Origin of the sequence: Pseudomonas sp. YQ_5 (assembly GCF_043103305.1) — a bacterium.
Classification (GTDB): Bacteria; Pseudomonadota; Gammaproteobacteria; order Pseudomonadales; family Pseudomonadaceae; genus Aquipseudomonas; species Aquipseudomonas putida_Y.
In genome coordinates, this window is the sequence record NZ_JBICJS010000001.1 from 84,873 (window position 1) to 110,285 (window position 25,413).

The following is a 25,413-nucleotide window of genomic DNA, read 5'->3' on the forward strand; positions in this document are numbered from 1 at the left end:
TAGGAGAAAATAAAAGGGGAGCCTTGTTCAATGCCTGCAGTAAAATCTTGCCGCCTGCGCCCACTGGCGCGCGCAGCACATCCATTGTTCGCGATGAGCCTGCTGTTGTGTGCACCCACCTGGGCCGATGAGCCGGCCCGGCGTACGTTCCAGGTAGCGCCAGCCAGCCTGGGTGCCGCTTTGACCCATTTCGCCGACCAGGCCGGTGTCAGCCTTTCGCTGGACCCGGCATTGGTAGAGGGCCGGCAAAGTAACGGCTTGTCCGGTCGTTACAGTGTCGATGAAGGCTTCAGCCAGTTGCTGCGCAGTAGCGGCCTGCAGGCGCTGCCGGTGGGTGAGGGGGCCTTCACCCTGATGCCAGCCCCCCAGGCCAGTGGCGCTCTGGAAATCGCCCCCACCAGCATCGTCGGCGGCCTGGCCGCAGGCAACGAAACGCAGCCGTATGCCGGTGGCCAAGTGGCACGCCAGGGAGCACAAGGCTTGCTCGGTTCGCGCGACTTCATGGAAACCCCGTTCAGCATCACCAGCTACACCAGCGACCTGGTCAAGAACCAACAGGCGCGCACCTTGGGCGAACTGATTGCCAGTGACCCTTCAGTGCGTGCTACCAACCCGGCGGGCGGGCGTTTCGAGCAGTTCACCATTCGCGGCTTCAGCCTGTTCAACAGCGATGTGGCCTACAACGGCCTGTATGGCATCTTGCCGACGTATTCGATCGACATGGAAATGGCTGACCGGGTCGACATCATCAAAGGCCCCAGCCAGTTGATCAACGGCATTTCGCCGCGTGGCAGCGTGGGCGGCGGTATCAATGTGCAGCCCAAGCGAGCTGCTGACAAGCCGATCACCGAATTCACCGGCAGCTACGCTTCGGCCGGCCAGGCTGGCGGCGCAGTGGATATCGGCCGTCGCTTTGGTGAAGACCAGCAGTTCGGCGTGCGCTTCAATGGCGTGAAGCAGGCCGGTGACACCGAATGGGATCACCAGCGCGTTGACCGCGAAATGGCGGTGCTGGGCCTGGATTTTCGAGGCGAGCGCCTGCGGCTCTCGGCGGACCTTGGCCACACCGAACGCGACACCGACGCCCCGCAGGAGCGTGTGCTGGTCGGTGCCAATGCCAAGGTGCCCAATGCCAATGACGTACGCCACAACTACGCCCAGGCCTGGAGCAAGGCGCGTACCAACGACACCTTCGGTGCGCTGAACGCCGAGTACGATATCAGCGAGTCGCTGCTGGCCTATGGTGCGGTCGGCGCGCGCAAGAGCAACCACGACTTCCTGCGCCATAACGTGTCGATCACCAACGATGCCGGCGACTTCACCGTGCAGCCGCGTGACTTTACCCGGGACGAGTCAGTGCGCACCGCCATGGCCGGTTTGCGTCACTGGTTCCATACCGGGCCGGTGAGCCACGAGCTGAACCTGGCCGCCAGCTATTACTACATGGACTTCACCAACGGCGGTGCGCGCTATGCCTCGGCACCGAGCAACCTCTACAACCCGGTGGCCGCACCGACACCCGCTACGCCAACCCGCCTCGACCCCGAGGTCTACACGGAAAACCGCTTCTCCGGGGTGGCCCTGGCCGATACCCTTGGCTTTTTTGACGATCGCCTGCTGTTGACCCTGGGGGCGCGCTGGCAACGGGTGCAGGTGGATGACTGGAGCGACGGCGTCAAAGGCGATACGGGCTATGACGAAGAAAAGGTCTCGCCTTCTGGGGGCGTATTGCTCAAGGTCACCGACCAGCTCTCGTTGTATGCCAACTACATGGAGGGCTTGAGCCAAGGCAAGATCGCCCCCTCGACCTCGATCAACGAAGACCAGATCTTCCCGCCGTTCACCAGCCGCCAGATCGAAGTGGGGGCCAAGTACGACCTCGGCCAGGTGGCCTTTACCGCCAGCGCCTTCCGCATCCGCCAGCCAGCCTACGAGACCAACCCCGCCTCGCGGGTATTCGGCCCCAATGGCAAGCGTGACAACCGCGGAATCGAACTGAGCGTCTTCGGTGAGCCGGTTAAGGGCGTGCGGGTACTGGGTGGGGTGATGTATATCGACAGCGAACTCACCGACACTGTCGGCGGTGCCTACGATGGCAACCGTGCGCCGGCCACGCCCGAATACAACGTCAATCTGGGGGCTGAATGGGACGTGCCAGGGGTGAACGGCCTGACATTCACAGCGCGCGGCATTCACTCAAGTTCCCAGTACCTGGACCAGAACAACAGCAAGCGCATCGACGGCTGGGAGCGTTATGACCTGGGTGCACGTTATGCCTTCAAGGTGGACGCCACCGAGGTTACCTTGCGGGCCAGTGTCGAGAATGTGCTGGATGATCGCTACTGGAGCTCGGCGGGGGCGTCGGATGACAGTGAGCCGGGGTTGACCCTTTCCACGCCGCGTACTTACCTGTTATCGGCAACCTTGGGCTTCTAGCTCAAAGCGCCGGGGCCGCTTTTCGCGGCCCGGGGGCACTCAGGCGTACCTGGACGGCAGGTGGCAGTCACCACCCGCCGTTCAGGCCTGCGATCATTGCTGATCGGGTACCACGGCGATCACGTCGATCTCCATCAGCCACTCGGCCTGGGCCAACCCGGCCACCACCAACCCGGTGGAAATCGGGAACACGCCCTTGAGCCACTTGCCCACCTCTTTGTACACCGGCTCGCGGAAGCGCGGGTCGGTGATGTAGGTGGTGGTCTTGACGATGTGCGACAGGTCCGAGCCGGCTTCTTCAAGCAGTTGCTTGACGTTCTTCATCGCCTGTTCGGTTTGTGCGCGCGGGTCACCCAGGCCGACCAGTTTGCCTTCGAAGTCGGTACCGACCTGGCCGCGCACGTAGATGGTATTGCCCGCCCGCACGGCCTGGCACAAGTCGTTGTCCAGGGTCTGGTTGGGGTAGGTTTCCTTGGTGTTGAACATGCGGATGCGAGTATGGGTAGGCATCAGTGGGCTCCGAGGGTGCTGATATTGCTGATCTTGGCAGTTTGCTGCTCATCCGCTGCGCGTTGCTCGCGGTCGCGGTAGGCGGTGTAGGTACGCTGCGTGGCAATGTGGCCGGCGACGTGCTTGGCGTCGTGCCACACCCCCCAGATGAACGATGAACCACGGCGCGACAACCACGGCAGGCCGAGGAAGTACACGCCCGGTTCGCGGGCCACACCACGCTGGTGCTGGGGCTTGCCGTTGGCATCGAAGGTGTCTACCTGCAGCCAGCTGAAGTCCACGCCGTAACCGGTGGCCCAGATGATGCTGCTGACGCCGGCCTTGGCCAGGTCCAGTTGCTGCAGCGGGTTGCGCATGCACTCCGGGTCGGCCAGGCGCTGGCGGGCTTCGGGCTCTTGCGGCAGGTCCAGGCCGTTGCGTTCGATGTAGGCATCGGCCGCATCCAGCAGGGCCAGGTAGTTTTCGTCGCCGCGGTTGATGTTCTCGACCAGGTTGTCCTGGAAGCGCGCTACACCGTTTTCGAACGACTGGGTCAGGCCGACCAGGGTCATGCCCTGGTGGGCGAGGGCGCGGAAGTCCACGGTGTGGCCACCGCGGGCGCCGCTGACCGCGATGGTCACATGCTCGCGACCGGGCTTGGCAATTTCTGCGTCCCACTCGCCCAGTACGCCCAGCCACCAGCAGAAGTCGCGGTTGCGGTAGGCACGCGGCGGGCGGTCGTGGGCGCCGACCGACAGGTACACCTGGCGTCCGGCACGCATCAATTCCTCGGCAATCTGCACGCCGGAGGAACCGGCACCGACCACCAGTACCGCGCCTTCAGGCAGCTGCTCTGGGTTGAAGTAAGCGGCGGAATGAATCTGGTGCAGGTTGCTGTCTTTCGGCGCGATGGCCGGGATCACCGGCTTCTGGAACGGGCCGGTGGCGGCGACTACGCGGTTGGCGCGAATCACGCCTTCATTGGTTTCGATGGTGAAGCCTGGGCGGTCGCTGTTACGCACCACGCGCTTCACTTCAATGCCGGTGCGCACGGGCAGGTTGTACTTGCGTACGTACTGCTCGAAGTAGTCGGCCACCTGGTCCTTGCCGGCGAACGCATCGGCGTCGAGGTTGAATTCCAGCCCCGGGAAGCGGTCGTGCCAGGCCGGGCCGTTGGCGACCAGCGAGTCCCAGCGGCCGGTACGCCAGGCCTGCGCGATGCGGTTGCGCTCCAGTACCAGGTGCGGCACGCCAAGCTTGCTCAGGTGTTCGCTCATGGCCACGCCGGCCTGGCCGGCGCCGACGACGAGGGTGTCGATTTCGAGGTTGTTCAGTGTCATGTCCGAGCCCTTGTTCAGGCGGTTTTTGTCAGGTCGGTTTGGAGGACCGCCGTTGCCTGGAGCCAGACTAGGGATGCCGTGGAAATGGCGAAAATAGTATTTAGCTGGTGCTTGCCGATAAAACGGCGAAGGCCTTGAGTTCTCTGGCCTGCGGGGTTGGTTGCCAGGGTGGGTGAGGTGGTTTTTCGAGCGGGTGCAGAGAGCGGCGCCTTGAGCATAGTTTTTTCCTGCCTACCCCCTCGGAAAAAGGTCGTTTCGCCCGCCAGAAGGTTCCACTCAGAATGCCGTGTATCGCACAGCACAACAGGAACCATGACATGACGTTCTCCATCATCGGTCGTTGCCAGGAAACCGGCCAGGTCGGTATCGCCATCAGCTCGTCGAGCATCGCCGTGGGTGCCCGTTGCCCCTGGGTGCGTGCCGGTGTGGGCGCGGTCTCTACCCAGAACATCACCCTGCCGGCGCTAGGCCCGCAGATTCTCGATGCCCTTGAGCATGGCCAGTTACCGCCTGCCGCTGCGCTGGACAGGGTGCTCAGTGCCAATGGCTGGAGTGAATACCGCCAGGTCACGGTGATCGACAGTCACGGCCAGGTGGCATTGTTCACCGGGCGAGAAGCACTGGGCACGCACAATGCAGTGGCCGGCGAACAATGCGCGGCGGCTGGCAACCTGCTGTCCTCGACCCAGGTGATCGAAGCCATGGTGCTGGCCTTCGAGCAGGCCGGCGGCCATCTGGCCGATCGCCTGCTGGCAGCCATGCACGCGGCGATGGCAGCGGGTGGCGAAGCCGGGCCCGTGCACTCGGCGGCGCTGAAGATTGCGGGCGAGCTGACCTGGCCGCTGGTGGACCTGCGCGTCGACTGGGCCGATAGTGACCCGATCGGCGTGCTTGATGGCCTGTGGCAAGCCTATCGCCCCCAGATGCAGGATTACGTTACCCGCGCCCTCAACCCGACCGCCGCGCCAAGCTATGGGGTGCCGGGCGATGAGTGAGTTTGCCAGCCGCGCGCTGCTGGCCCGGCTGATCGGCTTTGCCACGGTGAGCCGCGACTCCAACCTGGCGCTGATCGGTTTTATCCGTGATTACCTGGCCGAGTTGGGAGTGGAATGCGAGCTGTTCCATAACCCGGAGGGCACCAAGGCCAACCTGTTCGCCACCATCGGCCCCAAGGATGTTGGCGGTGTGGTGCTGTCTGGCCATACCGATGTGGTGCCGGTGGATGGTCAGGCCTGGACGGTCGAGCCGTTTGCCCTGAGTGAGTGTGACGGCCGCCTGTATGGCCGCGGCACGGCCGACATGAAAGGCTTTATCGCCTCGGTGTTGGCTGCTGTGCCCGCTTTTCTCGCCCAACCGTTGCGCATGCCGGTACACCTGGCATTTTCCTATGACGAAGAAGTCGGTTGCCTGGGCGTGCGCTCGATGCTGGCTGCCCTCGAACAACGCCCGTGTAAACCACGGCTGTGCCTGATCGGTGAACCCACCGAGCTCAAACCGGTGTTGGGGCACAAGGGCAAGCTGGCAATGCGTTGCCAGGTACAGGGTGCGGCGTGCCATTCGGCGTACGCGCCGTATGGGGTGAATGCCATCGAGTATGCAGCGAAACTGATTGGCAAGTTGGGTGACATCGGCGATGCCCTGGCACTGCCGGCTCATCACGATGAGCGCTTCGATCCGCCGTTCTCCACGGTGCAGACCGGGGTGATCAAAGGGGGCAGGGCGCTGAACATCGTGCCGGCCGAGTGCGAGTTCGATTTCGAAGTACGCGCGCTCCCTGGGTTCGAGGCGCAGGCGGTGGCCGACCAGTTACAAACGTATGCTGAAGCCGAGTTGCTGCCGCGTATGCGCAAGGTCAATACCGCCAGCGCCATTCGCCTGGAGCCGCTGAGTGCCTATCCGGGGCTGGCGACACCGGAGGACAGCGAGGCTGCGAGGTTGGTGGCGTTGCTCAGTGGCTCGGATGCGTTTGGTACCGTAGCGTTTGGTACCGAAGGTGGCTTGTTCGACCAGGCGGGCATCCCCACCGTGGTGTGCGGGCCTGGCAGCATGGACCAGGGCCACAAGCCGGATGAGTTTGTCAGTGTCGAACAGTTGCGGGGCTGCGATGCCATGCTGCTGAGGCTGGTGGACTACCTCAAGCAGGCTTGAGGGTTGCGACGGTGGATGGGCCGCAGCGCGGCCCCGGTGACTCAGAAGGTCGCCTTGACCTGCAGGCCAACCACCAGTGCGTTGTCGATGTCTTTGCCCGAAAACGCCCCTGGCTCGATGATGTATTGCACATCCGGGCGCAGGTTCAGCCATGGCGTGGCCTGGTAGCCGTAGCTCAGTTCGATCAACTGCTCGGCGCTGTCGATATCCGGGAACTGCTGGCCCGCGTTGAAAGCGGCATCTTCCAGCACGTCGCGGCTACGCGGGTTGGGCACGGCCCGGCCGTAACCCAGTGCCACGGTATCCTTCGGGCGGCCTTCGAACGGTTTGTACAGCACCACGCCGGCGCCATACCACTTGGTGAACGGCGAAGCAGCCTTGCTTGACGCCGAGTACTGGCCGAAGGCGTGCAGGCTTCGGCCTGGGGAGGCCTGGTCGTTCCACACTGCCTGGTCGACCAACAGGTAATGGCCACCTCGGCCGGACACTTCATCGTCGCTGCCGATGCGTTTCACATCGGAGCTGTCGTAGTAGTAGCCCAGCTTGTACTCACCTGGCAGTTCACCTTGCAGCTTGTAGATAAGCTCTACCGGTACCACGGTGCCGGTGGTGTGCTTGGGCCCCAGGTGCCAGGCGCGGCTGGAGTTGCCGTTGCTTTCGGGGTCAACGTTGAACGCCGCCACGCGCAGTTGCCAGGCAGGCGACAGGTCGTACTTCACCCGCACGCCGAGGTGGGCGTTGGGGTAGTTGGCCCAGCCACTGCCGCCGGACATGTTCAGCGGGTGGCCGCAAAAGCCGGCGTTCATGAAATTGCACAGGATGCCGCTGTCCAGGCCGCCGAGGTCGTTGCCCATGGCCATGTAGCCGAGCTTGACGTTGAGCACCGGGGTGAACAGCATGCGCTCGTAGCTCAGCTCGGTCAGGCGGGTGTAGAGGCCGCCGTAGTTTTCCTGGATCGGCAGGCGGTTGCCTACCAGGTCTTCCGAGGCGCTGTTACCGCGGCGGTCGTTGATGGTCAGCTGGACCTTGCCGCCGTTGTCCAGGCCGTACAGTTTCGACAGGTCGAACTGCACGCCCAGCTTGACGTTCTGCGAATAGCGCGCCGAGCGGTGCAGGCCACCGTGGGCGTTGTAGGCGGTTTCACCGCTGTAGTCGCCGGTGATCTTGACGCCGTCTTCTTCGAGTTGATGGCGCAGGCCGCCCCAGTCACCGGTCAGGGTGCTGCGGGTCAGCAGGTCGTCGTTGGCAAGGGCAGTGGTGCTGGCCAGGGCCAGCAGCAGGGTGGGGGCGATGCGAATTGCGGATGGCATTACAGAATCTCGGATTGTCTTTGAGGGGCATTCGCGGGCAAGCCCGCGCCTACAGGGCCGGTGTAAGCCTTGTAGGAGCGGGCTTGCCCGCGAAGCAGGCGACGCGGTCTTACGGCAGAGCGTAAGAAATCACGTAGTCGCCACGATCAGTCGACTGGCGTGCACCGCCAGCCGTGATCACCACGTATTGCTTGCCGGTTTTCGGCGAGACGTAGGTCATCGGGCCGCCCTGGCTGCCAACGGGCAGGCGAGCCTTCCAGATTTCCTTGCCATTGCTGCTGTCGTAGGCGCGCAGGTAGAAGTCCTGGGTGCCGGCGATGAACACCAGGCCGCCTTGGGTCGACAGGGTGCCGCCAAGGGTTGGCAGGCCGATCTTGATCGGCAGGTGCATGCGGATGCCGAGCGGGCCGGTGTCTTCAACGGTGCCGACCGGTACCTGCCAGGCTACCTGGCGGGTCTTCATGTCGATGGCGGTCAGGGTGCCGAACGGCGGTGCCTGGCATGGAATGCCGGCGACCGACAGGAAGCGGTTCTTGTTCACGGCGTACGGGGTGCCCTTGAGCGGTACCGCGCCCATGCCAGTGTTCAGTGCTTCACCACCGGATGCTGCACCACCTTTGTTCTGCGAAGGAATCATCTGGATCCACAGGCCCAGACGCATGTCGTTGACGAAGATGAAGCCATGTACCGGGTCGGTAGAAATGCTGCCCCAGTTCATGCCACCCAGCGAACCCGGGAAGCTCAGCGACAGGTCGGTGCCCGGCGCGGTGTACAGGCCGTCGTAGCGCATCTTCTTGAAGTCGATGCGGCACAGCAGCTGGTCGTACGGGGTGGCACCCCACATGTCCGATTCGGTCAGGGTCTGCGCGCCAATCTGCGGCATGCCCACCGACTTGGGCTGGGTAGGGGAGTACGGCTCGTTCGGGATGTTGCTTGGCTTGACCGGTACTTCGTCGACCTGGGTCAGCGGTTTGCCGGTGGCGCGGTCGAGCACGTAGATCTGCCCGGCCTTGGTGCCGATCACCACCGCAGGTACCGACTGGCCGTCGTCCTTGGTGAAGTCGATCAGGCTTGGCTGCATGGGCAGGTCGAAGTCCCAGAGGTCGTTGTGCACGGTCTGGAACACCCATTTCTGGTTGCCGGTTGTGGCGTCCAGGGCCAGCACCGAAGCGCCGTAAGTGTGGTCCAGTTTGCTGCGCTCTACGCCGTAGATGTCAGTGGACGACGAACCCATCGGCAGGAACACGGTGTTCATCGCCGGGTCGTAGGACATCGGCGCCCAGCTGTTCGGGGTGCTGCGCACGTAGGTGCTGTTGGCCTGTGGTGCCTGGCGATCTTCCGGGTTGCCCGGGTCGAAGGCCCAGCGCATTTCACCGGTGATCACGTCAAAACCACGGATCACGCCACCTGGCATGTCGGTCTGGACGTTGTCGGCAACACGGCCGCCGACCACTACGGTAGTGCCGGCCATCAGTGGTGCCGAGGACAGCTGGTAGTAGGAGTCCGGTACATCACCCAGGCCGGCCTTGAGGTCAACCTGGCCATTGTTGCCGAAGCCCTGGCAGAACTCGCCGTTGTCGGCGTCAACGGCAATCAGGCGGCCGTCGATGGTGTTGGTCAGCAGGCGACGCTGGCAGTTGGCACCGGCCGCTACGCTAACGCCGGTGATCGGCGAGCTGTTCGGCTGGGTTGGCTGGGCGATGGCGGCAGTGGCGTCGAAGTAGGCCATGCCACGGCAACGCTGCCAGACCTTGGACTGGGCGTTGATTTCGTTCTTCCACAGCTCTTTGCCGGTGTCGGCATCGAGTGCGATCAGGTTGTTGTGCGGGGTGCAGATGAACACCTTGCTGCCGATCTGCAGCGGGGTGAGCTGGTCTTCGGCCCCGTTGCCGTCACTGATCGCGACGTCGCCGGTGTGGTAGGTCCACGCTACCTTCAGCTTGTTGACGTTGTCACGGTTGATCTGGTCAAGCGCGGCGAAGCGGCTGCCACCTTCGGTGTTGCCGTAGTGGGCCCAGTCTTTTTGTTCCTTGCCGGTTTCGACCGGGGTCATGCCAGGGCCTTTGCCGTTGGGAGCAACGCTTGGGTGGGCAACGAACATGTTGCCGACAGCGACCACCAGCACCACGGCCATTACCCCGGCGACGCTGTAGGCACCGCGCCCGGCGCTGGCGCCGTTGGCACGCGCCAGCAGCGGGTAGACCAGCGCCACGACCATGCCGATTGCGCCGAACATGAACAGGCGCGAGAACAGCGGCCAGAACACCAGGCCCGCATCGATCAGTGCCCAGATGGCAGTACCGACCAGGAACACGGCATACAGCCAGGCGCCAGCCTTCTTGCGGCGAGCAATGAGGACACCGGCGATGGCCATGGCCAAGCCGCCGATCAGGAAGTACCAGGAACCGCCCAGACCGGCGAGCTTGACGCCGCCAGCAGCCAGGAGGAGGCCGAGCAGGGCGATGATCACGCCCAAGCCGACCAGGATGAAGTGTGTGGCGCCAGAGGCGCGCGGTGTTTCTTTCATGCCAGGGATCTCAGCAGGTGGAATGCGCGCAGTTTAAGCCCTTAGCTTGCTAATTAACAAGTTGGTACATAATTGAGCGGGGCTGATTGTCGCAGGGCTGAACTTACGAAGATGTGGCTAAAAGTATAGATAAGGTGCTGAAAAGCGCATTGAACGGGGCGTTTATGAGGCCTCTTCGATTTGTATTCATGCTTTGGTCGTAAGCCCAACCTTGCACGGCGGCGTGACAACTGCGCCTTGTGCACGGGCAGGCATGGCCCCTTCATGCCGGCCATGGGGTGCTGCTGCTATAGAACACGGCGAGCCAGATGGTGGCTGTGCCAGGCGCGGTCCATTCCACGCGGTGGCGGTGGTGCGGGGGGATGTCCAGACAATCGCCCGGCGCCAGCAGGCGGGTGTGGTGCTCGTGCTCGAAACGCAGGGCGGCAGCACCACTGAGCAACATGATCCACTCGCCTTCGGCCTGGTCGTACCAGAAGCCGGGTGGGCTTGCCTGCCCGCTGGAGACGATACGCTCCACGCGTATGCCCGGGCGGCTGAGCAATTCGTCGACACGTTCGGCGCTGGCGGGATCGCAGGGCGGCAGGGCGGTCAGCAGGTTGTTCAGGGTCATGGCAAGCCTCCTTGGAATTGGGTTGATTTCACTATGGACGCAATCGCCTTGGCGCGCGCTGCTTGACCCGCCCGGCTGTTTGTAAGAACTTTCCGGTTTTTGGAAGACGGGCTGAACATGGACAAGCTGCTGGCGATGAAAATGTTCGTGGCCACTGTCGATGCCCAAGGCTTTTCTGCTGCCGCGCGCAGGCTAGGGCTGGCGACATCGTCGGTGACACGTCTGGTCGATGCCCTGGAAGCGTCGTTGGGCGCCACCTTGCTCAACCGTTCGACGCGCCAGGTCAGCCTGACCGAAGCCGGCGCCCGTTACTACGAGCGGGCACGGGGCATTTTTGAAGCACTGGACGAGGCTGATGCCAGCATCGCCGATCGCGGCGAGGAGCCTGTTGGTGTACTGCGCCTGAGCCTGCCCGTGGAGTTCGGCAGGCGGGTCATCGCCCCGCACCTGGGGCCGTTTCTGGCGAAGCACCCGGCACTGGAACTGGACATCGACCTCAGCGACCGCCTGGACGACTTGCTTGACGGGCGCTATGACCTGTCGATTCGCCTGGGCGACCCCTCGCCCAATGACGAGCTGGTGTGCCGCCGGCTCGGCGGTTTTCAGCGTTGGCTGGTGGCCAGCCCGGCCTACCTGGCCGGGCGTGAGCCTCTGCAGCATCCCCGGGAGTTGCTTGACCATGCCTGCCTGCGCTTTCGCTATGGGCAGAAAGCGCGCCCCTGGCGCCTGACCTGTGGCCAGGACAGCCTGGAGCTGGATGTAAGCGGGCCATTGCGCAGCGCCAATGCCGACATGTTGCGTGAAACGGCACTGGCAGGCAGTGGTATCGCACTGCTGGCCGACTGGCTGGTACGCGAGGATGTGTTGGCGGGGCGCCTGCAGCGGGTTTTCCCCGACTGGCAGGCCAGCCCTGGCACGGCCAATAGCAGCATCAACGCCTTGTACATGCCCAACCACCGGGGCTCACGGCGGGTAAACGCATTCATCGACTTTTGCGAAAATTTGCTCATACGCGGCAACTAGTGTTGCGCTGTGCGCAAAGCCGCATTGCGCCACCGCCGGATTCTCGGCGATGTCGTGCATGGGTAAGGTGGCCAGCATCTCCCCATCCCTTGTCGAGGAACTTCGCATGAACCCCTCCCTTGCGACAGCGCAACCGGCAGCCGCCAGCCTGAGCCGGGCTCTGGTAGTGCTACTGGCGTTCTGCTGCGGCGCGATCGTCGCCAACATCTACTACGCCCAGCCCATCGTCGGGCTGATCGCCCCGGACCTAGGGCTGTCCACCGAGCATGCCAGCCTGATCGTTTCTCTCACTCAGCTGGGATATGCCCTGGGCCTGTTGTTGCTGGTACCGCTGGCCGACCTGCTGGAAAACCGCCGCCTGATGGTGGGCACCGCGGTCCTGGCCTGCGTCAGCCTGCTGCTGGCGGGTACCAGCAGCAGCGGCCAGGGCCAGCTGTTCCTGGGTTACGCACTGCTGATCGGCTTCAGTTCAGTGTCGGTGCAGATGCTCATCCCGCTGGCAGCGCATCTGGCGCCGGAGCAGCAGCGTGGTCGTGTGGTTGGTAACATCATGGGCGGCTTGCTGCTGGGCATCCTGCTGGCGCGACCGCTGTCGAGCCTGGTGGCCGACCACTTCGGCTGGCGTGCGGTGTTCATTGGCGCCGCAGGGGTAATGCTGGCGATCATCCTGCTGCTGGTGTTGACCTTGCCGCAGCGGCGTCCCGAGCACAAAGCCAGCTATGCCGGGTTGATGCTGTCGCTGCTCACACTGCTGCGTCGTTATCCGCTGTTGCGCCAGCGTTCGTTTTACCAGGCACTGATGTTTGCAGCGTTCAGCCTTTACTGGACGGCGGTGCCGATGGCGCTTGCCGGTGAGCATGGCCTGTCACAAAGCCAGATCGCTGTGTTCGCCCTTGTCGGCGCGGTGGGTGCCGTTGCTGCGCCCATGGCCGGCCGCCTGGCCGATGCCGGGCATGCCCGGGCCGGCTCGCTGCTGGCGCTGTTGCTGGCGCCAGCGGCCTTGTTGCTGGGGCTGACAGTGCCGGGTTACAGCGTGATTGGCCTGGGCCTTACCGGCGTGTTGCTGGACTTTGCGGTGCAGATGAACATGGTCATCGGCCAGCGCGAAGTGTACGCACTGGACCCTGCCAGCCGCGGGCGGCTGAATGCGGTGTACATGACCAGCATTTTCCTTGGCGGGGCGCTGGGGTCGGCGGTGGCCAGTGCGCTGTTCAGCCAGTTTGGCTGGCAGGGTGTGGCACTGGTGGGGGCGGGGTTGCCGGGTGTAGCGCTGGTTGTGTTTCTACTCAAGGCACGCCGGGGTTGAACCGTTACGCGGTGCAGGGCACGGGCTTCGCCCGTGTTCGCGGGCCCGCTATCGGCCAAGCGGCAGCGCCAGGCCAATCAAGGCAAACAGGCTGCCGCAGCAGCGATTGAAACCTTTGCCACCCTTGGCCAGCCATGGCCGAATGCGAAACGCCAGGCGTGCCAGCAAATACTCGACCAGGAACTCGACGCTGGCAAAGGTCGCGGCCATCACAGCGAACTGCAGCAGCAGCCCTCGCTGTGGGTCGATGAACTGCGGCAGGAAGGCACCATAGAACAGCAACACCTTGGGGTTGGCCATGGCCGAAAGCAGGCCCTGGCGAAACAGCCCGGCATTGCCGCGCCGCGCGCTTTGCTCGGTCAGTTCCAGCTGCAGGCCTGGGCTGCGCCACAGTTGAATGCCCAGCCAGATCAAATAAGCCCCACCCACCCACTTCAGTACGCCCAGCACCGACGCCGAGGTTTGGAGCAGTGCGCTGAGGCCGTACATGGCCAAGGCGATGAGGGCGCTGAAACCCAATACCCCGCCCACGATGGTGAACAGCGTTCGTCGTGCGCCATATAGCGCGCCATGGGTCAACGCCAACAGGCTGTTAGGCCCCGGGGTCAGCGACAGACCGATGCTGGCCAGCAGGTAGATGAGCCAGGTGTCCAGTGCCATGTTGAAAACTGCCTTGTTCGAGAGAGGGCGACAGTCTATGGCGCAACGCTCAAGCTGGAAGAGTATTATCTGGTCATACAAGGGTCTTTTCTGGACGTGGTTTCATGCCGCCCGACATCCGCTTGCTGATCATGCCGTTACCGGATTTTGCCTTGCTGCCGTTTGGCGCCTTTCTCGACAAATTGCGCTTCAGCGCCGACGACGAGGACTACAGCCAGCAACGCTATTGCAGCTGGACGGTGGCGGGGCTCAGCCTTGAGCCGATACCGTCGAGCAGTGGCGCGGTACTGCAGGTCGAGGCCATTGCTGATCAGCTCGAGCTGAACTGTTTCGACTACCTGGTGGTGTTTGGCGGCCGCAGTGCCATGGCCACCGCAGCGCTGGCGCCACGTTACCAGGCTTTGCTCAGGCAGGCCGCCAAGGCGGGTGTCAAGCTGGTGGGGGTCGACAATGGCGCCTTCCTGCTGGCGGCCTGCGGCCTGCTGCAGGGGCACAAGGTGGTGGTGCACTGGCGTCACGAAGCCGAGTTTCGTGCTGCTTTTCCGCAGTTGCAGCTGCTGAGCGAGCAGTTGTACTGCATCGATGGCAATCGCATCACCTGCGCCGGTGGCACTGCGGCCATAGACCTGGCCGTCGCCCTACTTTCACGCGCTTGCGGGCGAACACGTGCGCTCAAAGGGCTGGCTGACATGCTGGTGGACGAGACCCGCGACAGCCGTCACGCCTTGCGCTCGCTGGAACTGGGTGCCGGTCAGGGGCGCCAGGTGCAGCGGGCGCAAGCACTGATGCGTCATCACCTGGGTACGCCGTTGGCCGTGGAGCAACTGGCTACGGAACTGGGCATCAGCCGGCGTCAACTGGACCGGCAGTTCCAGGCCAGCCACGGCATGAGCACCAAGGCCTGGTGGCTGGAGATGCGCTTGCAGCAGGCGCGCTGGCGTTTACTCAACTCCAGCCACAGCCTGGCGCAGATTGCCGATGAGGTGGGCCTGGGGGATGCCAGCTACCTTGGCAAATGCGTGCGGCGTCGGTTTGGTTGTACGGCCTTGCAGTTGCGTGCAGGCAATTGCCCCTTCACGTGACCTACTGCGGCGTCCCGAACACGCCTGTCCAGTAGATCCCGGCATCACTCTTGGGGTCCACCGCATAGGCAGCGCCCAGTTCACGGAAAGCCGGATTCATCAGCGTGGCGCAGTGCCCCGGGCTGTCCAGCCAGCCGTTGACGACCTTTTGTGCGGTGTCACGCCCGGCAGTGATATTTTCGCCGATCTGCTGGTACAGGTATCCGGCCAGTTCCGCCCGGTCACCGGGTGTGCGGCCATCTTTATCGATGTGGTCGAAGAAGTTCTGGTTGGCCATCGCCCGTGTGTGGTTGGCGGCGACCCCGGCCAGCACTGTGCTCCAGCTGAGTGCCGGGGCGGCGGCAAACGGCTGGCCGCCGCATTGCCGTGGCACCTTACGCGCGGCGTTGACCTCCTGCAGCACCTTCTGCCCCTCGGCCTGCCAGTCGCCCAGGCGGCCGGTGAGCAGCGGCCGTGCCAGCACGATGCGCCAGTCGCGGCCCTCCTGGCTGACGCCGATATCGACGAATTGCGGGTCGAGCACCACCTGGCAGAAGCTTTCCTCGATGGCATGCATGGCGGCGCGTGCATCGCGTGGCCCCGACAGGCTGATGGCCTGGACGCTGACCATTGGGTAGGCGGCGCGGGTCATGGCCTGTTGCAGGTCGCGGGTGCCCTCTGGCGACAGCGCCAGGCGTGTGTCGCTGTTGAGCGGCGGCAGTTCCAGCGACGCCCCGCCACCGCAGGGCTGGGCCTTGCTGCGGTAGACATTGATCGAATCGATCAACTGCGCCTCTTCGCCGGTGGCTGCCAGCGCTCCGGTCGAAACGACCAGGCCCAGTGACAAGGCGACAACGGATGTCAGGACGCGCATGTGGATCTCCCTATGACTGGCAGCGTCGTGGTGTGCGCTGCTCATCCTACACAAGCCCGCGGCTTTTGGCCCGAGGTCGTGCAAGGCAATGAAAACGCCGGCAATCGTTACTGGCGGCAAAAGAGGGAGTAGACCCCTGGTCGGTGGAAAAGTGCGGTCAGTTGCCAGTCATTCGCATCGGGCCAGCGTTGTTAGCCGTTTACGCGTCAATGGGCCAATGCCTGGTTCGGCTTGTAGAACAGGAAGTGGGTGGTCTGCGCGGTCTTGCGATAAGCCTTGGCCCAGTCGGGGCGCACCGTGCGGTCGTGAAAGTACAACGCACCGCCGGTGGGGTCTTTCAATTGCTGGTTCAGCGCCTTGCGTGCGATCTCTTTGGCAACGTCGTAGCGTTGCGGTTCCTCGACCTGGTCCGGGCGCCCGTCACACCACCATGAGAACTGACAGGCCTTGGTCTCCACACCCTGTGTGACTACCGCGCAGATGGTGTCGGGAAAGCCATCGTGGCCCAGGCGGTTGAGCACCACACTGGCCACTGCGGTCATGTCTTTGGTGTCGGCGCCTTTGGCTTCCCAGTAGATGGTACGTGCCAGGCAGGTGATGCTGTCATCCAGCGGCGCCTTGCCAGCCGGGTCCACTGCCCGCGCTTCGCCGGGGGTCAGTTTCTCCGCTTTTTTGGGGGGAGGTGCATCTTCAACGACCTTTTCTTCAAGCATTTCGGCCTTGTCCTCGGCAACGGCGGCTTTGGCCGGGTCAGCGGCATGCAGGGGGCCTGCGAGCAGGGCCGAGGTCAAGCCGATCAGCATGCAGTAAAGGCGCATGGGCGAACTACCAGGCGGTGGGCAGAATTTCAGTCTAGCCAAGCGTAAGCATTAACACCAAAGGCAGGGTAGCGGCGGCGGCCACGGTCTGCAGAGCGATGATGGTGGCCATCAGTGGCGCATTGCCGCCCATTTGCCGGGCCATGACATAAGATGACGAAGCGGTGGGCAGTGCCTGGAACAACACCGCCACCACCGCAGCCTGGCCACTCAGGCCGAGCAGCCGGCAAAGGCCCCAGGTGGTCAGTGGCATGACCAGGAACTTGAACGCCGATGCTGCCACCAGCGGCCGCACCTGCTGGCCGAGGCTGGCGCCACCCAGTGCTGCGCCGACACACAGCAAACCCAGAGGCAGGGCGGCGTGGCCCAAGGCCTTGACCGTGGCGTCGATACCGGCTGGCAAGCCCAGCCCCGAGACCCGTAGCATCAGCCCGCCAGCGCAGCCGACGATCAACGGGTTGGCGAAGATCGCCCGAAGCACTGTGGCAGGGGAACTGTGACGGGCGCTGAAGCGGGCAAACACCAGCACGCAGAGCAGGTTGACCAAGGGCACGATGGCCGCGTTGGCCACCGCCGCCAGGGCAATACCGGCGCTGCCATAGATGCCCGCAGCCAGGGTGGCACCAATGTAGTTGTTGAAGCGGATACCGCCCTGAAACACCGAGGTGAAATCGGCACCATCATGATTTGCCGTGCCCTGATACAGCACCAGCAATAAGGCACCGACCAAGGTTGAGAGCATCAGGGCACCTGCCATGCCCAGCACCGGTATGCCATCGAGGTTGGCGGTGGCCAGCCCATGAAGGAACAGCGACGGCAGCAATACGTAGTAGCTCAGGCGCTCGGCGCCAGGCCAGAAGCTCTCGGCAAGAAAACCGCGAATACGCAGGAAGGTACCCAGGGCAATGAGCAGGATGATGGGTAGCAGGGTGGTCAGCAGCAAGTGCAGCATGGTCAGCATTCCGTAGTCGGGTACGGGCATAGACTACGGGTGCGGATCAATCGGTAAAAACGTTGTTTTCTTCAGTGACCATTGAGAAAAAATGCATGTTGGTGGGCGCATACCGCGCTTTCGAGCAGCCTGGCTTCAGGCTTCCAGGGCGGTCTTCAACACCGCACTCAAATGCCGCCGCTGGCTTTTTTCATGTTCCAGCAACACCACCCGCCGCGTCAGTTGCGGCTCGCCAAACGGCAGGCAGGTGGCGGGTGGCAAGCGTTGCAGGTCGTCGTCCGCCATGGGGATAACCGCCACACCCAGGCCCATCACCGCCATGCGCGCCAGGGCTTCCTGGCTGTCCAGTTCCATCAGTTCGCTCACCTGCACATGCTGGCGGCGTAGCTCCTGCTCGATCTGCCGGCCGGCCCAGGCACGCTTGTCGAAGCGCAGGAAAGGCTGGCTGGCCAGCAACTGCGGCACGCTATACCCGGCCAGTTCAGGGCTGGCAATGGCCCAGAAACGGTCCTCGAACAGCGGTGTGAAGTCCAGGTTCTGCGGGTAAGGGCTGACCGGTTCGGTGGTGATCGCTGCATCGAGTTCACCGTCTTCCACGCGCCGCGCCAGCTCCGCCGACATGCCTGAGGCCACGCTGATGTGTAGCTGCGGGTGGTGAGCCTTGATCCACACCAGCGCCTTGGGCAAACGCCGCGCCAGCACCGTGTGGATCGCCCCCAGGCGCAAGCGGCCGCGCAGGCTCGGGCCGCTGGCCAGGGCATCGGCCAGTTCGTCATAGGCAGCCAGAAGGCTCTCGGCGCGGGCCACCGCCAACTGGCCGGCTTCGGTCAGCACCACCTGCCTGCGGCTACGGTCGAACAAGGCCACCTTCAGTTCGTCTTCGAGGGTTTTGATGTGCAGGCTGACCGCCGAAGGGGTGAGGCTGAGCAGGTCGGCGGCGCGGGCAAAGGTGCCGTGGCGGGCGATGGTCACCAAGGTGCGCAGGGCTTTCAGGGACATGCGGTTGAGGTCCGGTTCTCAGCTGACAGAAACGTATTGTCAGGCCCGGCCCTCTCGCAGCACAAGGCTGCTCCCAGGCACTGGCAACACGGCTCAGCGATTGCTACGCCCATAGGCCTGACTGATCCTGTCGATCACCATCGCCAGGGCGACAATTGCCAGCCCGGCCTCCACCCCTTGGCCAACATTCAAGGTCTGGATCCCCGCCAGCACATCCTCGCCCAACCCACGGGCGCCGATCATCGACGCCACGACTACCATCGACAAGGCCATCATCACCGACTGGTTGAGCCCGGCCATGATACTTGGCAGCGCCAAGGGCAGGGCGATGCGCCGCAACCGCTGCCAACGGCTGGCGCCAAGGCCGTGTGCGGCCTGCAACAACGAAGGGTCGATCTGGCTCAAGCCCAGTTCGGTCAACCGCACCAGCGGCGGCAGGGCGTAGATCAGCGTGGCGAACACGGCAGGCACCTTGCCCAGGCCAAACAGCATCAGCACCGGGATCAGGTAAACGAACGCAGGTAGCGTCTGCATCACATCGAGTACTGGCAACAGCAGCCGTCTGGCCAGCGGGCGGGCGGCCAGCAGGATGCCCAGCGGTACCCCCACCAGTACGCACAGGCCGGTACTGACCAGCACCAGGGCCAGGGTCTGCAGCAGCTTGTCCCAGAGCCCGAGCATACCGATCAGGGCCAGCAGCACGACCAGCACGGCGCTGCGCAGCAGGCTGCGGCTGGCGTGCCAGGCCAGCAGCCCCACCAGCAGCAACAGCAGCCACCAAGGCAACAGGCGCAGCAGGTTCTCCAGGCCGACCAGCAGTTGCAGCAACTGGTCAGAAAAACCGCGCAGGTGGTCGCCGTAGTTCAATACCAACCAGTCGACCAGGCGGTTGACGCTGTCGGCAAAGGAAAACTGCAAGGTTTGCGGGAAACCGCTGCTCACAGGCTGGCCTCGACCTTGGCGGCGATGTCCGACGGCAGCCAGGCTTTCCACACCTCGCGGTTATCGCGCAGGAAGGTGAGGGCGGCTTTGCGCGGGGGCGTGCGTTTTTCGCTCATGACAGCCAGGGCCTTGTTCAGGCGATCGATGGGCAGGTTGACCTGTTCGAACACGCTGACCAGGTCTGGGTAGTTTTCGCGGAAGGCTTTGGACACGCCAATCGACAACTTTGCCGGCAGCGAGCGGCTGCCCTTCGGGTTGGGATTGGCGGGGTCGGTGAGGGTGGCCCAGGCCTGGGCATCGAACGGTGGCTCTTCCAGCCGAATGAGCTTGTAGCGCCCCATCAGCGGGGTCGGGTTCCAGTAGTAGAACAGCACGGGTTTGCCACGGCGGATTGCCGAACCGATCTCGGCGTCCATCGCGGCACCGGAGCCACTGCGGAAGTTGCTGTAGAGGCCATCCAGGCCATAGGCCTTGAGCTTCTGACTGTTGACGGTTTCAGACGTCCAGCCGCTCGGGCTGTTGAGAAAGCGCCCTTTACCGGGCGATTCGGGGTCAGAAAAAACCTGCGGGTAACGCTTGAGGTCCTCGACACTGTGCAGCTCCGGCGCCACGGGTTTCAGATTGCGTGCGGCATCGCCCTCGATCACATAGGCCGGTACCCACCAACCTTCCTCTGCGTTTTTGACCGTATCGCCCAGTGCGAACACCTGGCCGGCCTGTTCGGCCTTGACCCAGGCAGGGCTGCGCCCGGCCCATTCCTCGGCGATCACTTGCAGGTCATTGCGTGCCAGGGCCACCTCCATGCTGACCGTGCTGCCAGGCAGGGTGTCGGTACGGTAGCCGTAGCCGCGCTCCACGATCAGCCGCAGGATCTCGGTAGTGAGGGCGCCGCTTTCCCAGCCGATGGCACCAAAATGGATAGGCGCAGGCTGTTCTGCCGATGCGGCGCTGTCGGTGCTGGCCAGGCCCACCGTCAACAGCAGCCCGGCCAGCAGCGCTGGAATTCTCTTCATGTAAACCTCGTCGTTCGCCACCCCTTGGCAGTGGGGGCAAGTGTAGACGACGAGGTTTTGTCGGTTTCAGGGCCACTGGCGTGGCCCCGTTTGCTTCAGACGCGGAACTGGTCCATCAGCGCTTGCTGCTGGTTGGCCAGGCTGTTCAGCGACTGGCTGACCCGCGCCGACTCGTTGGCCTGGCCAGACAGTGATTCAGTGACATCACGAATGGTCGCCACGTTGCTGTTGATTTCCTCGGCTACCGCGCTTTGCTCCTCGGCGGCAGAGGCAATCTGCAGGTTCATGTCGGTGATCACCGTCACCGCTTGGCCAATGCGCTGCAATGCCGTGACGGCTTGGCCGACCTGCTCCACGCCACCTTGGGCCTGGCGGTGGCTGTGGTCCATGGCGCCGACCACTTCGCGGGTGCCGTTCTGCAGTGCTTCGATGACCTGACGGGTTTCTTCCACCGACTCCTGAGTGCGCTGGGCCAGGTTGCGCACCTCATCGGCGACCACGGCAAAGCCACGGCCGGCCTCACCGGCGCGGGCAGCTTCGATGGCAGCGTTGAGCGCCAGCAGGTTGGTCTGTTCGGCGATCGAGCGGATCACTTCCAGTACCGAGCCGATCTTCTCGCTGTTCTGCGCCAGGCCTTCTATTTCGGCCATGGTGTCGCTCATGTTGGCGGCCAGTGCACCAATGCTGCTGGTGGTGCGGTCGATTACCGCCAAGCCCTCGCGGGTGGCCTGGTCGGCATCGCGTGCCGCCTGCGCAGCCTGGGCGGCGCTGCGGGCAACGTCCTGGGCGGTGGCGCTCATTTCATGCGAGGCGGTGGCCACCTGGTCGACCTGGCGGTACTGCTGCTCCATGCCGGTGCTGGTTTCAGTGGCAATCGCCGAGGATTGGTCGGCCGTGCCTCGGGCGGCCTGCACCGAGCTTTTGACCTCGGCGATGGTTGGCTGCAACTTGTCGAGGAAGCGGTTGAACCAGCCGGCCAGTTCGCCCAGTTCGTCTTGTTTCTGGTAGGTCAGGCGACGGGTCAGGTCGCCTTCGCCGCTGGCAATGTCCTTGAGCATGGCGGCCACGCCAAGGATTGGCCGGGTAACGCCGCGGGCCATCAGCCACACCAGCAGCAGGCCGGCAATGGCTGCGGCCAGGCCCAGGCTCAGTTCCAGCAGGGTGCCACTGGTGTTGAGCGCGTCAAGTTCCTGCTTCAGGGTTTCGGCCGGCCCGGTCAGGGCGTTTTCCGGCACATCCAGCAATACGCCCCAGGGCTGGGCGTCCGGGATTGGCCGGAATGCCGCCAGCACCTTCAAGCGCTGACGGTCGTGGAGGATGGTCAGCTTGCCATCGGCCAGCTTGCGCACCAGCTCGGCGCCTTTGGTCGGGTCTACCTGGTCGAAGCGCTGGGCCAGCTTGCTGGCATCGGCGCTGTAGCCTGCCAGCAGGCCGACCGGGGTAAGAATGCCGACCGTGGTGCGGCCTTCGTAAAGGCTGTGGCTGGCCTCCTGGCTCAGTGCCTGCAGGCTGTTGAGGTTGATGTCGATGGACAGGGTGGCAATGATCTTGCCGTTGACCGCCAGCGGGAACACGATGCTGGTCATCAGCACCTGCTGGCCGTCGATGTCGTAGAAGTAGGGCTCCACCACACACACCTTGCCGGATGTGCGAGGGCACACCCACCAGGTGTTGGCCGGCTGGCCGCTGGGGCCGATCTCGGTGTTGGCCATGTCATGTTCGGGCAGGGCCATCGAGGTCAGCTGGCCAGCGCGTGGCTGCGACCAGTACAGGGCAAAGCGCCCGGTTTCGTTGCTGCCCAGTTCTGCCTTGCCGGCAAACAGGCTGTCCTTGTCGTCCAGGGCATTGGGCTCGAACACCAGTGAGAGGCCGAGCAGGTCGGGGTTGGCTTGCAGTGCGGCGCGCACCTGGCGGGTCATGTCCTCGCGCAGGTCGAAGGCATCGAGAAAGCGCTTTTCGGCCTGCTCGCGGAGGAACAGCACCTGGCGGGCGAAGCCGGCGCCGTACTGGTAGGCATCCATGAACTGGCGGCGGATGTTCAGCGCTTGCACTTCACCTTGTGACTCGATACGCGACTGCGCCGCCTCGGTCAGCATCTGCATGCTGCTGGCCTTGACCAGGTCCGAACTGTGATCCATGCGGTACAGCGACAGGCCGACGAGCAAGGTGACGATACCGGCCAGACAGAGACCGGCGAGCAGGGTGATTTTCCACTGGATGGAAAGTTGTCGCAAAGGCATGGGGGCGGATCCCTTTTTGGCAGTAAGGGTTATGGCTTTATTTGCGGTGGGGCAGGGAGGCGCCAAAGCTCTCCAGCCAGGCACCTCGCTGCCTCCCACAGTATCGGCCTATGCCGTTTTTTCTTTATTCAAACATTCAATTTAAATTCGGCCACCCGTTGACGCGCCGCATCAAGGCGCTTTTGACATCTGCCGCCTACTGCTTCAGAGTTCGCGCTTTTTTCTGTCGTAATGAGGTAAGCCAACCATGAATGCAGTGATCGCCGCGGTCGGCATCATGCTGATACTCAGCCTGTCCCGCGTGCACGTGGTCATCGCCCTGATCATCGGCGCCCTGGTCGGTGGGCTGGTGGGCGGCCTGGGTATCGAAGGCACGCTCAAAGCCTTCAACGGTGGCCTAGGTGGTGGTGCCACGGTGGCGTTGTCCTATGCACTGCTGGGTGCCTTTGCCGTGGCAATCGCCAAGTCTGGCCTGGCTCATGCGCTGGCCGACCGCGCCCTGGCCATGATCGATCGGCGGGGCGACGCCAATGGCGGCAAGCTCAAATGGCTGATGATCGGCCTGATGCTGGTGGTGGCCGTGTCGTCCCAGAACATCCTGCCCATCCACATTGCCTTCATCCCGCTGCTGGTGCCGCCGCTGTTGTACGTGTTGACGCGCCTGCGCATCGACCGCCGGCTGATCGCCTGTGTAATCACCTTTGGCCTGATCACCCCGTACATGTTCCTGCCGGCGGGCTTCGGCAATATCTTCCTCAACGAGATCCTGCTGGCCAACGTTGCCCGCGCAGGTGTCGATGTGAGCGGCGTCAACGTCACCCACGCCATGGCCATCCCGGCCGCCGGCATGCTCGTCGGCCTTCTGGTGGCGGTGTTCATCAGCTACCGCAAGAAGCGTGACTACGACCTGACACGCATCCAGCAGGTGGAGCAGGTGAGCGTGCAGTACAACCCGCTGACCTTGCTGGTGGCCGGGCTGGCGATCGCTTCAGCCTTCATCGTTCAGCTGTTGCTGGACTCGATGATCATCGGCGCCATGGTCGGTTTCCTGATCTTCTCGCTGTCGGGCATCGTCAAGTGGAAAGATACCGACGACCTGTTCACCGAAGGCATGAAGATGATGGCCATGATCGGCTTCATCATGATTACCGCGTCCGGCTTTGCCGAGGTGATGAAGGCCACCGGTGAGGTGATGAGCCTGGTGGAAACCTCGGCGCAGTGGATCGACCACAGCAAGGGCATCGGTGCCTTGCTGATGCTGCTGGTAGGCCTTTTGGTGACGATGGGGATCGGCTCGTCGTTCTCCACCGTGCCGATCCTGGCCGCGATCTTCGTGCCACTGTGCGTGCAACTGGGCTTCGACCCGTTGGCCACGGTGTGCATCATCGGTACTGCCGGTGCATTGGGCGATGCGGGTTCGCCGGCCTCTGACTCGACCCTGGGCCCAACCTCGGGCCTGAACGTGGATGGCCAGCATCACCACATCTGGGACACCGTGGTGCCGACCTTCATCCATTACAACTTGCCGTTGATGGCGTTCGGCTGGTTGGCAGCGATGACCTTGTAAAGCGGGGAGGGCGTCAGCCCTTGTCGGGCGGCGGCGAGATGCGATTGAGCACGGTGCTGCCGTCCTTGCTGCGGGTCAGGTAGACCGGTAGGACTTTGGGCAGGTTGTTGACCAGGCGCCCCACGTCACGGGTGTTGTAGATGCCGCTGATGCGGATACGGCCGGTGCTGGCATCGGCCAGCAGCAGCGGGGCGTCGAGGTAGCGGTTGATCACCGGCAGCGCCTGTTCCAGGCTCAGGTTGTCGAGCACCAGCTTGCCGCTGCGCCATGCCAGGCTGTTGCCATAGTCTTCGCTCTGCTCCAGCTGCGGCTCGAAGTCGCCCTTGTGGTAACTGGCCTGCATGCCAGGGCCAAGGCGGTAGCCACCGGCACTGCCCACACTGGACACCAGCACTGAACCTTCCACCAGGGTGACCTTCACCTGGTCTTGGTACTTCCACACGTTGAACTGGGTGCCGGTGACCCGGGTCTGGCCACTGCCGGCACGCACGATGAACGGGTGGCTGCTGTCGTGTCGCACCTTGAAGAACGCCTCGCCGCGTTTGAGCGTGACCTGGCGCTGGTCCTTGTAGTTGAGGAAGGTGAGCTCGGTGTGGAGGTTGAGCTGTACCGTGCTGCCGTCGCTGAGCTCCACGGTCTGCATGCGGTCACTGGCTTCGAAGTGCTGGTAGTGGTTGGGCAACCAGCCCTGTTCCCACCCCATCCAGCCGGCCAGCGGCAGCACTGCCAGGGCGATGGCTGCAGCAGACGCCAGTGGCCGCCAGTTGCGAGGGCGGGCGGCGTGTTTGACGGGTGGGTTGAAGTCGATGACGGTGGCGCTGCGCGGCAGCAGGTCGGCGGTTTGCCAGATTTCCAGCATCGCCTGGTACTCTTCGGTATGCCGCGGGTCGGCCGCCAACCAGTCAGCGAATTCTTCATGCTCGGCCTGCGTGCAATCTTCGGCGTGAAGGCGCATGCACCAATGCGCTGCGGCGTCGGTGATGGCATCGTCTGGGTTGGGATTGAGGCGGTCGTGGTTCATTGCGGCTCCGGGTTTTGCGCATTCTACCCTTGCCGGAGGGCTCCCGAGAACCAATGTAATGGCGAATGACTATC

21 protein-coding genes and 2 pseudogenes are annotated in these 25,413 nt (G+C 63.7%); 7 read left to right on the plus strand and 16 right to left on the minus strand.

Features of this window, described 5'->3' with window-relative positions; translation table 11 throughout:
- Window positions 1-30 precede the first annotated feature (30 nt).
- Entirely contained in the window at window positions 31-2,436 is a 2,406-nt protein-coding gene (locus ACF8EA_RS00360; protein ID WP_392520916.1) for a TonB-dependent siderophore receptor, read from the plus strand.
- Window positions 2,437-2,529: 93 nt separating this feature from the next.
- On the opposite strand, the gene ACF8EA_RS00365 is transcribed toward ACF8EA_RS00360, so the two are convergent.
- Genes ACF8EA_RS00365 through ACF8EA_RS00375 form a run of 3 tightly spaced genes read right to left on the minus strand, consistent with a single transcriptional unit; the run spans window position 2,530 to window position 4,483 of the window.
- The gene (locus tag ACF8EA_RS00365) at window positions 2,530-2,946 is read right to left on the minus strand and encodes a RidA family protein (protein WP_014590706.1); all 417 of its coding nucleotides are present in this window, start codon (window positions 2,944-2,946) and stop codon (window positions 2,530-2,532) included.
- Window positions 2,946-4,265: a flavin-containing monooxygenase gene (locus ACF8EA_RS00370; RefSeq protein WP_392520917.1), complete on the minus strand. Its 1,320-nt coding sequence runs from the start codon at window positions 4,263-4,265 to the stop codon at window positions 2,946-2,948. Before ACF8EA_RS00370 ends, ACF8EA_RS00365 begins: the two co-directional genes overlap by 1 nt.
- 14 nt (window positions 4,266-4,279) lie before the next feature.
- The gene (locus ACF8EA_RS00375; protein ID WP_392520918.1) at window positions 4,280-4,483 is read right to left on the minus strand and encodes a hypothetical protein; all 204 of its coding nucleotides are present in this window, start codon (window positions 4,481-4,483) and stop codon (window positions 4,280-4,282) included.
- 99 nt (window positions 4,484-4,582) lie between these two features.
- Here ACF8EA_RS00375 and ACF8EA_RS00380 point away from each other — a divergent pair, with 99 nt between their 5' ends.
- Together ACF8EA_RS00380 and argE are read left to right on the plus strand one after the other, a co-directional pair.
- Window positions 4,583-5,260, plus strand: a complete 678-nt coding sequence (locus ACF8EA_RS00380) for a DUF1028 domain-containing protein (protein ID WP_103462584.1) — start codon at window positions 4,583-4,585, stop codon at window positions 5,258-5,260.
- The gene (gene argE, locus ACF8EA_RS00385) at window positions 5,253-6,413 is read left to right on the plus strand and encodes an acetylornithine deacetylase (protein WP_392520919.1); all 1,161 of its coding nucleotides are present in this window, start codon (window positions 5,253-5,255) and stop codon (window positions 6,411-6,413) included. The genes ACF8EA_RS00380 and argE overlap by 8 nt, the downstream gene beginning before the upstream one ends.
- Before the next feature lie 41 nt (window positions 6,414-6,454).
- On the opposite strand, the gene ACF8EA_RS00390 is transcribed toward argE, so the two are convergent.
- The 3 genes from ACF8EA_RS00390 to ACF8EA_RS00400 form a co-directional block, all read right to left on the minus strand.
- A complete protein-coding gene (locus ACF8EA_RS00390) occupies window positions 6,455-7,723 on the minus strand; it encodes a carbohydrate porin (RefSeq protein ID WP_392520920.1) in 1,269 nt (422 codons plus the stop codon).
- 109 nt (window positions 7,724-7,832) lie between these two features.
- A complete protein-coding gene (locus tag ACF8EA_RS00395; protein ID WP_392520921.1) occupies window positions 7,833-10,250 on the minus strand; it encodes a glucose/quinate/shikimate family membrane-bound PQQ-dependent dehydrogenase in 2,418 nt (805 codons plus the stop codon).
- A 262-nt stretch (window positions 10,251-10,512) separates the two neighbouring features.
- Window positions 10,513-10,863 carry a cupin domain-containing protein gene (locus tag ACF8EA_RS00400; protein ID WP_392520922.1) on the minus strand — a complete coding sequence of 117 codons (351 nt, stop codon included), beginning with the start codon at window positions 10,861-10,863 and terminating at the stop codon, window positions 10,513-10,515.
- A gap of 117 nt (window positions 10,864-10,980) precedes the next feature.
- Here ACF8EA_RS00400 and ACF8EA_RS00405 point away from each other — a divergent pair, with 117 nt between their 5' ends.
- The gene (locus ACF8EA_RS00405; RefSeq protein WP_135192588.1) at window positions 10,981-11,886 is read left to right on the plus strand and encodes a LysR family transcriptional regulator; all 906 of its coding nucleotides are present in this window, start codon (window positions 10,981-10,983) and stop codon (window positions 11,884-11,886) included.
- A 106-nt stretch (window positions 11,887-11,992) separates the two neighbouring features.
- Window positions 11,993-13,192 (plus strand): MFS transporter, encoded by a 1,200-nt coding sequence (locus tag ACF8EA_RS00410; RefSeq protein WP_135192587.1) that lies wholly within the window; start codon window positions 11,993-11,995, stop codon window positions 13,190-13,192.
- Window positions 13,193-13,240: 48 nt separating this feature from the next.
- Here ACF8EA_RS00410 and ACF8EA_RS00415 read toward each other — a convergent pair whose 3' ends face one another.
- Window positions 13,241-13,852 carry a LysE family translocator gene (locus ACF8EA_RS00415; RefSeq protein WP_392520923.1) on the minus strand — a complete coding sequence of 204 codons (612 nt, stop codon included), beginning with the start codon at window positions 13,850-13,852 and terminating at the stop codon, window positions 13,241-13,243.
- Window positions 13,853-13,956: 104 nt separating this feature from the next.
- Between ACF8EA_RS00415 and ACF8EA_RS00420 the strand changes: the two are divergent.
- Window positions 13,957-14,969 (plus strand): annotated as a pseudogene (locus tag ACF8EA_RS00420) (GlxA family transcriptional regulator).
- Here the strand turns inward: ACF8EA_RS00420 and ACF8EA_RS00425 are convergent.
- The 8 genes and pseudogenes from ACF8EA_RS00425 to ACF8EA_RS00460 all read right to left on the minus strand — a co-directional run.
- Window positions 14,936-15,787: a CAP domain-containing protein gene (locus ACF8EA_RS00425; protein WP_021781664.1), complete on the minus strand. Its 852-nt coding sequence runs from the start codon at window positions 15,785-15,787 to the stop codon at window positions 14,936-14,938. The pseudogene ACF8EA_RS00420 and the gene ACF8EA_RS00425 overlap by 34 nt on opposite strands.
- A 206-nt stretch (window positions 15,788-15,993) precedes the next feature.
- Complete coding sequence (locus tag ACF8EA_RS00430) at window positions 15,994-16,605, minus strand: cell wall hydrolase (protein ID WP_392520924.1); 612 nt, start codon at window positions 16,603-16,605, stop codon at window positions 15,994-15,996.
- A gap of 34 nt (window positions 16,606-16,639) precedes the next feature.
- A complete protein-coding gene (locus ACF8EA_RS00435; RefSeq protein ID WP_392520925.1) occupies window positions 16,640-17,557 on the minus strand; it encodes an AEC family transporter in 918 nt (305 codons plus the stop codon).
- 135 nt (window positions 17,558-17,692) lie between these two features.
- Window positions 17,693-18,556, minus strand: a complete 864-nt coding sequence (locus tag ACF8EA_RS00440; protein ID WP_252459178.1) for a LysR family transcriptional regulator — start codon at window positions 18,554-18,556, stop codon at window positions 17,693-17,695.
- A 93-nt stretch (window positions 18,557-18,649) separates the two neighbouring features.
- Window positions 18,650-19,498, minus strand: coding sequence for an ABC transporter permease (locus ACF8EA_RS00445; protein WP_392520926.1), 849 nt, complete (start codon window positions 19,496-19,498; stop codon window positions 18,650-18,652).
- A complete protein-coding gene (locus tag ACF8EA_RS00450; RefSeq protein WP_392520927.1) occupies window positions 19,495-20,511 on the minus strand; it encodes an ABC transporter substrate-binding protein in 1,017 nt (338 codons plus the stop codon). The genes ACF8EA_RS00445 and ACF8EA_RS00450 overlap by 4 nt, the downstream gene beginning before the upstream one ends.
- 95 nt (window positions 20,512-20,606) lie before the next feature.
- Complete coding sequence (locus ACF8EA_RS00455; protein WP_241792063.1) at window positions 20,607-21,362, minus strand: methyl-accepting chemotaxis protein; 756 nt, start codon at window positions 21,360-21,362, stop codon at window positions 20,607-20,609.
- A 102-nt stretch (window positions 21,363-21,464) separates the two neighbouring features.
- Window positions 21,465-22,751 (minus strand): annotated as a pseudogene (locus ACF8EA_RS00460) (HAMP domain-containing protein); the annotation flags it as partial.
- A gap of 247 nt (window positions 22,752-22,998) precedes the next feature.
- Here ACF8EA_RS00460 and ACF8EA_RS00465 point away from each other — a divergent pair.
- Window positions 22,999-24,318, plus strand: coding sequence for a Na+/H+ antiporter family protein (locus ACF8EA_RS00465; protein WP_252459174.1), 1,320 nt, complete (start codon window positions 22,999-23,001; stop codon window positions 24,316-24,318).
- A gap of 13 nt (window positions 24,319-24,331) precedes the next feature.
- Here the strand turns inward: ACF8EA_RS00465 and ACF8EA_RS00470 are convergent, their stop codons facing one another.
- On the minus strand, window positions 24,332-25,339 hold the full coding sequence (locus ACF8EA_RS00470; protein ID WP_392520928.1) for a FecR family protein: 1,008 nt from the start codon (window positions 25,337-25,339) through the stop codon (window positions 24,332-24,334).
- Window positions 25,340-25,413 lie beyond the last annotated feature (74 nt).

What these genes read in the sequence shown, in the direction of transcription:
- ACF8EA_RS00395 (WP_392520921.1), bottom strand. Translation starts at nt 10,250, where the DNA reads ATGAAAGAAACACCGCGCGCCTCTGGCGCCACACACTTCATCCTGGTC.
- ACF8EA_RS00375 (WP_392520918.1), bottom strand. Translation starts at nt 4,483, where the DNA reads ATGCTCAAGGCGCCGCTCTCTGCACCCGCTCGAAAAACCACCTCACCC.
- ACF8EA_RS00450 (WP_392520927.1), bottom strand. Translation starts at nt 20,511, where the DNA reads ATGAAGAGAATTCCAGCGCTGCTGGCCGGGCTGCTGTTGACGGTGGGC.
- ACF8EA_RS00400 (WP_392520922.1), bottom strand. Translation starts at nt 10,863, where the DNA reads ATGACCCTGAACAACCTGCTGACCGCCCTGCCGCCCTGCGATCCCGCC.
- ACF8EA_RS00430 (WP_392520924.1), bottom strand. Translation starts at nt 16,605, where the DNA reads ATGCGCCTTTACTGCATGCTGATCGGCTTGACCTCGGCCCTGCTCGCA.
- ACF8EA_RS00370 (WP_392520917.1), bottom strand. Translation starts at nt 4,265, where the DNA reads ATGACACTGAACAACCTCGAAATCGACACCCTCGTCGTCGGCGCCGGC.
- ACF8EA_RS00470 (WP_392520928.1), bottom strand. Translation starts at nt 25,339, where the DNA reads ATGAACCACGACCGCCTCAATCCCAACCCAGACGATGCCATCACCGAC.
- ACF8EA_RS00440 (WP_252459178.1), bottom strand. Translation starts at nt 18,556, where the DNA reads ATGTCCCTGAAAGCCCTGCGCACCTTGGTGACCATCGCCCGCCACGGC.
- ACF8EA_RS00410 (WP_135192587.1), top strand. Translation starts at nt 11,993, where the DNA reads ATGAACCCCTCCCTTGCGACAGCGCAACCGGCAGCCGCCAGCCTGAGC.
- ACF8EA_RS00365 (WP_014590706.1), bottom strand. Translation starts at nt 2,946, where the DNA reads ATGCCTACCCATACTCGCATCCGCATGTTCAACACCAAGGAAACCTAC.
- ACF8EA_RS00405 (WP_135192588.1), top strand. Translation starts at nt 10,981, where the DNA reads ATGGACAAGCTGCTGGCGATGAAAATGTTCGTGGCCACTGTCGATGCC.
- argE (WP_392520919.1), top strand. Translation starts at nt 5,253, where the DNA reads ATGAGTGAGTTTGCCAGCCGCGCGCTGCTGGCCCGGCTGATCGGCTTT.
- ACF8EA_RS00380 (WP_103462584.1), top strand. Translation starts at nt 4,583, where the DNA reads ATGACGTTCTCCATCATCGGTCGTTGCCAGGAAACCGGCCAGGTCGGT.
- ACF8EA_RS00415 (WP_392520923.1), bottom strand. Translation starts at nt 13,852, where the DNA reads ATGGCACTGGACACCTGGCTCATCTACCTGCTGGCCAGCATCGGTCTG.
- ACF8EA_RS00465 (WP_252459174.1), top strand. Translation starts at nt 22,999, where the DNA reads ATGAATGCAGTGATCGCCGCGGTCGGCATCATGCTGATACTCAGCCTG.
- ACF8EA_RS00425 (WP_021781664.1), bottom strand. Translation starts at nt 15,787, where the DNA reads ATGCGCGTCCTGACATCCGTTGTCGCCTTGTCACTGGGCCTGGTCGTT.
- ACF8EA_RS00435 (WP_392520925.1), bottom strand. Translation starts at nt 17,557, where the DNA reads ATGCTGCACTTGCTGCTGACCACCCTGCTACCCATCATCCTGCTCATT.
- ACF8EA_RS00455 (WP_241792063.1), bottom strand. Translation starts at nt 21,362, where the DNA reads ATGGAGCAGCAGTACCGCCAGGTCGACCAGGTGGCCACCGCCTCGCAT.
- ACF8EA_RS00360 (WP_392520916.1), top strand. Translation starts at nt 31, where the DNA reads ATGCCTGCAGTAAAATCTTGCCGCCTGCGCCCACTGGCGCGCGCAGCA.
- ACF8EA_RS00390 (WP_392520920.1), bottom strand. Translation starts at nt 7,723, where the DNA reads ATGCCATCCGCAATTCGCATCGCCCCCACCCTGCTGCTGGCCCTGGCC.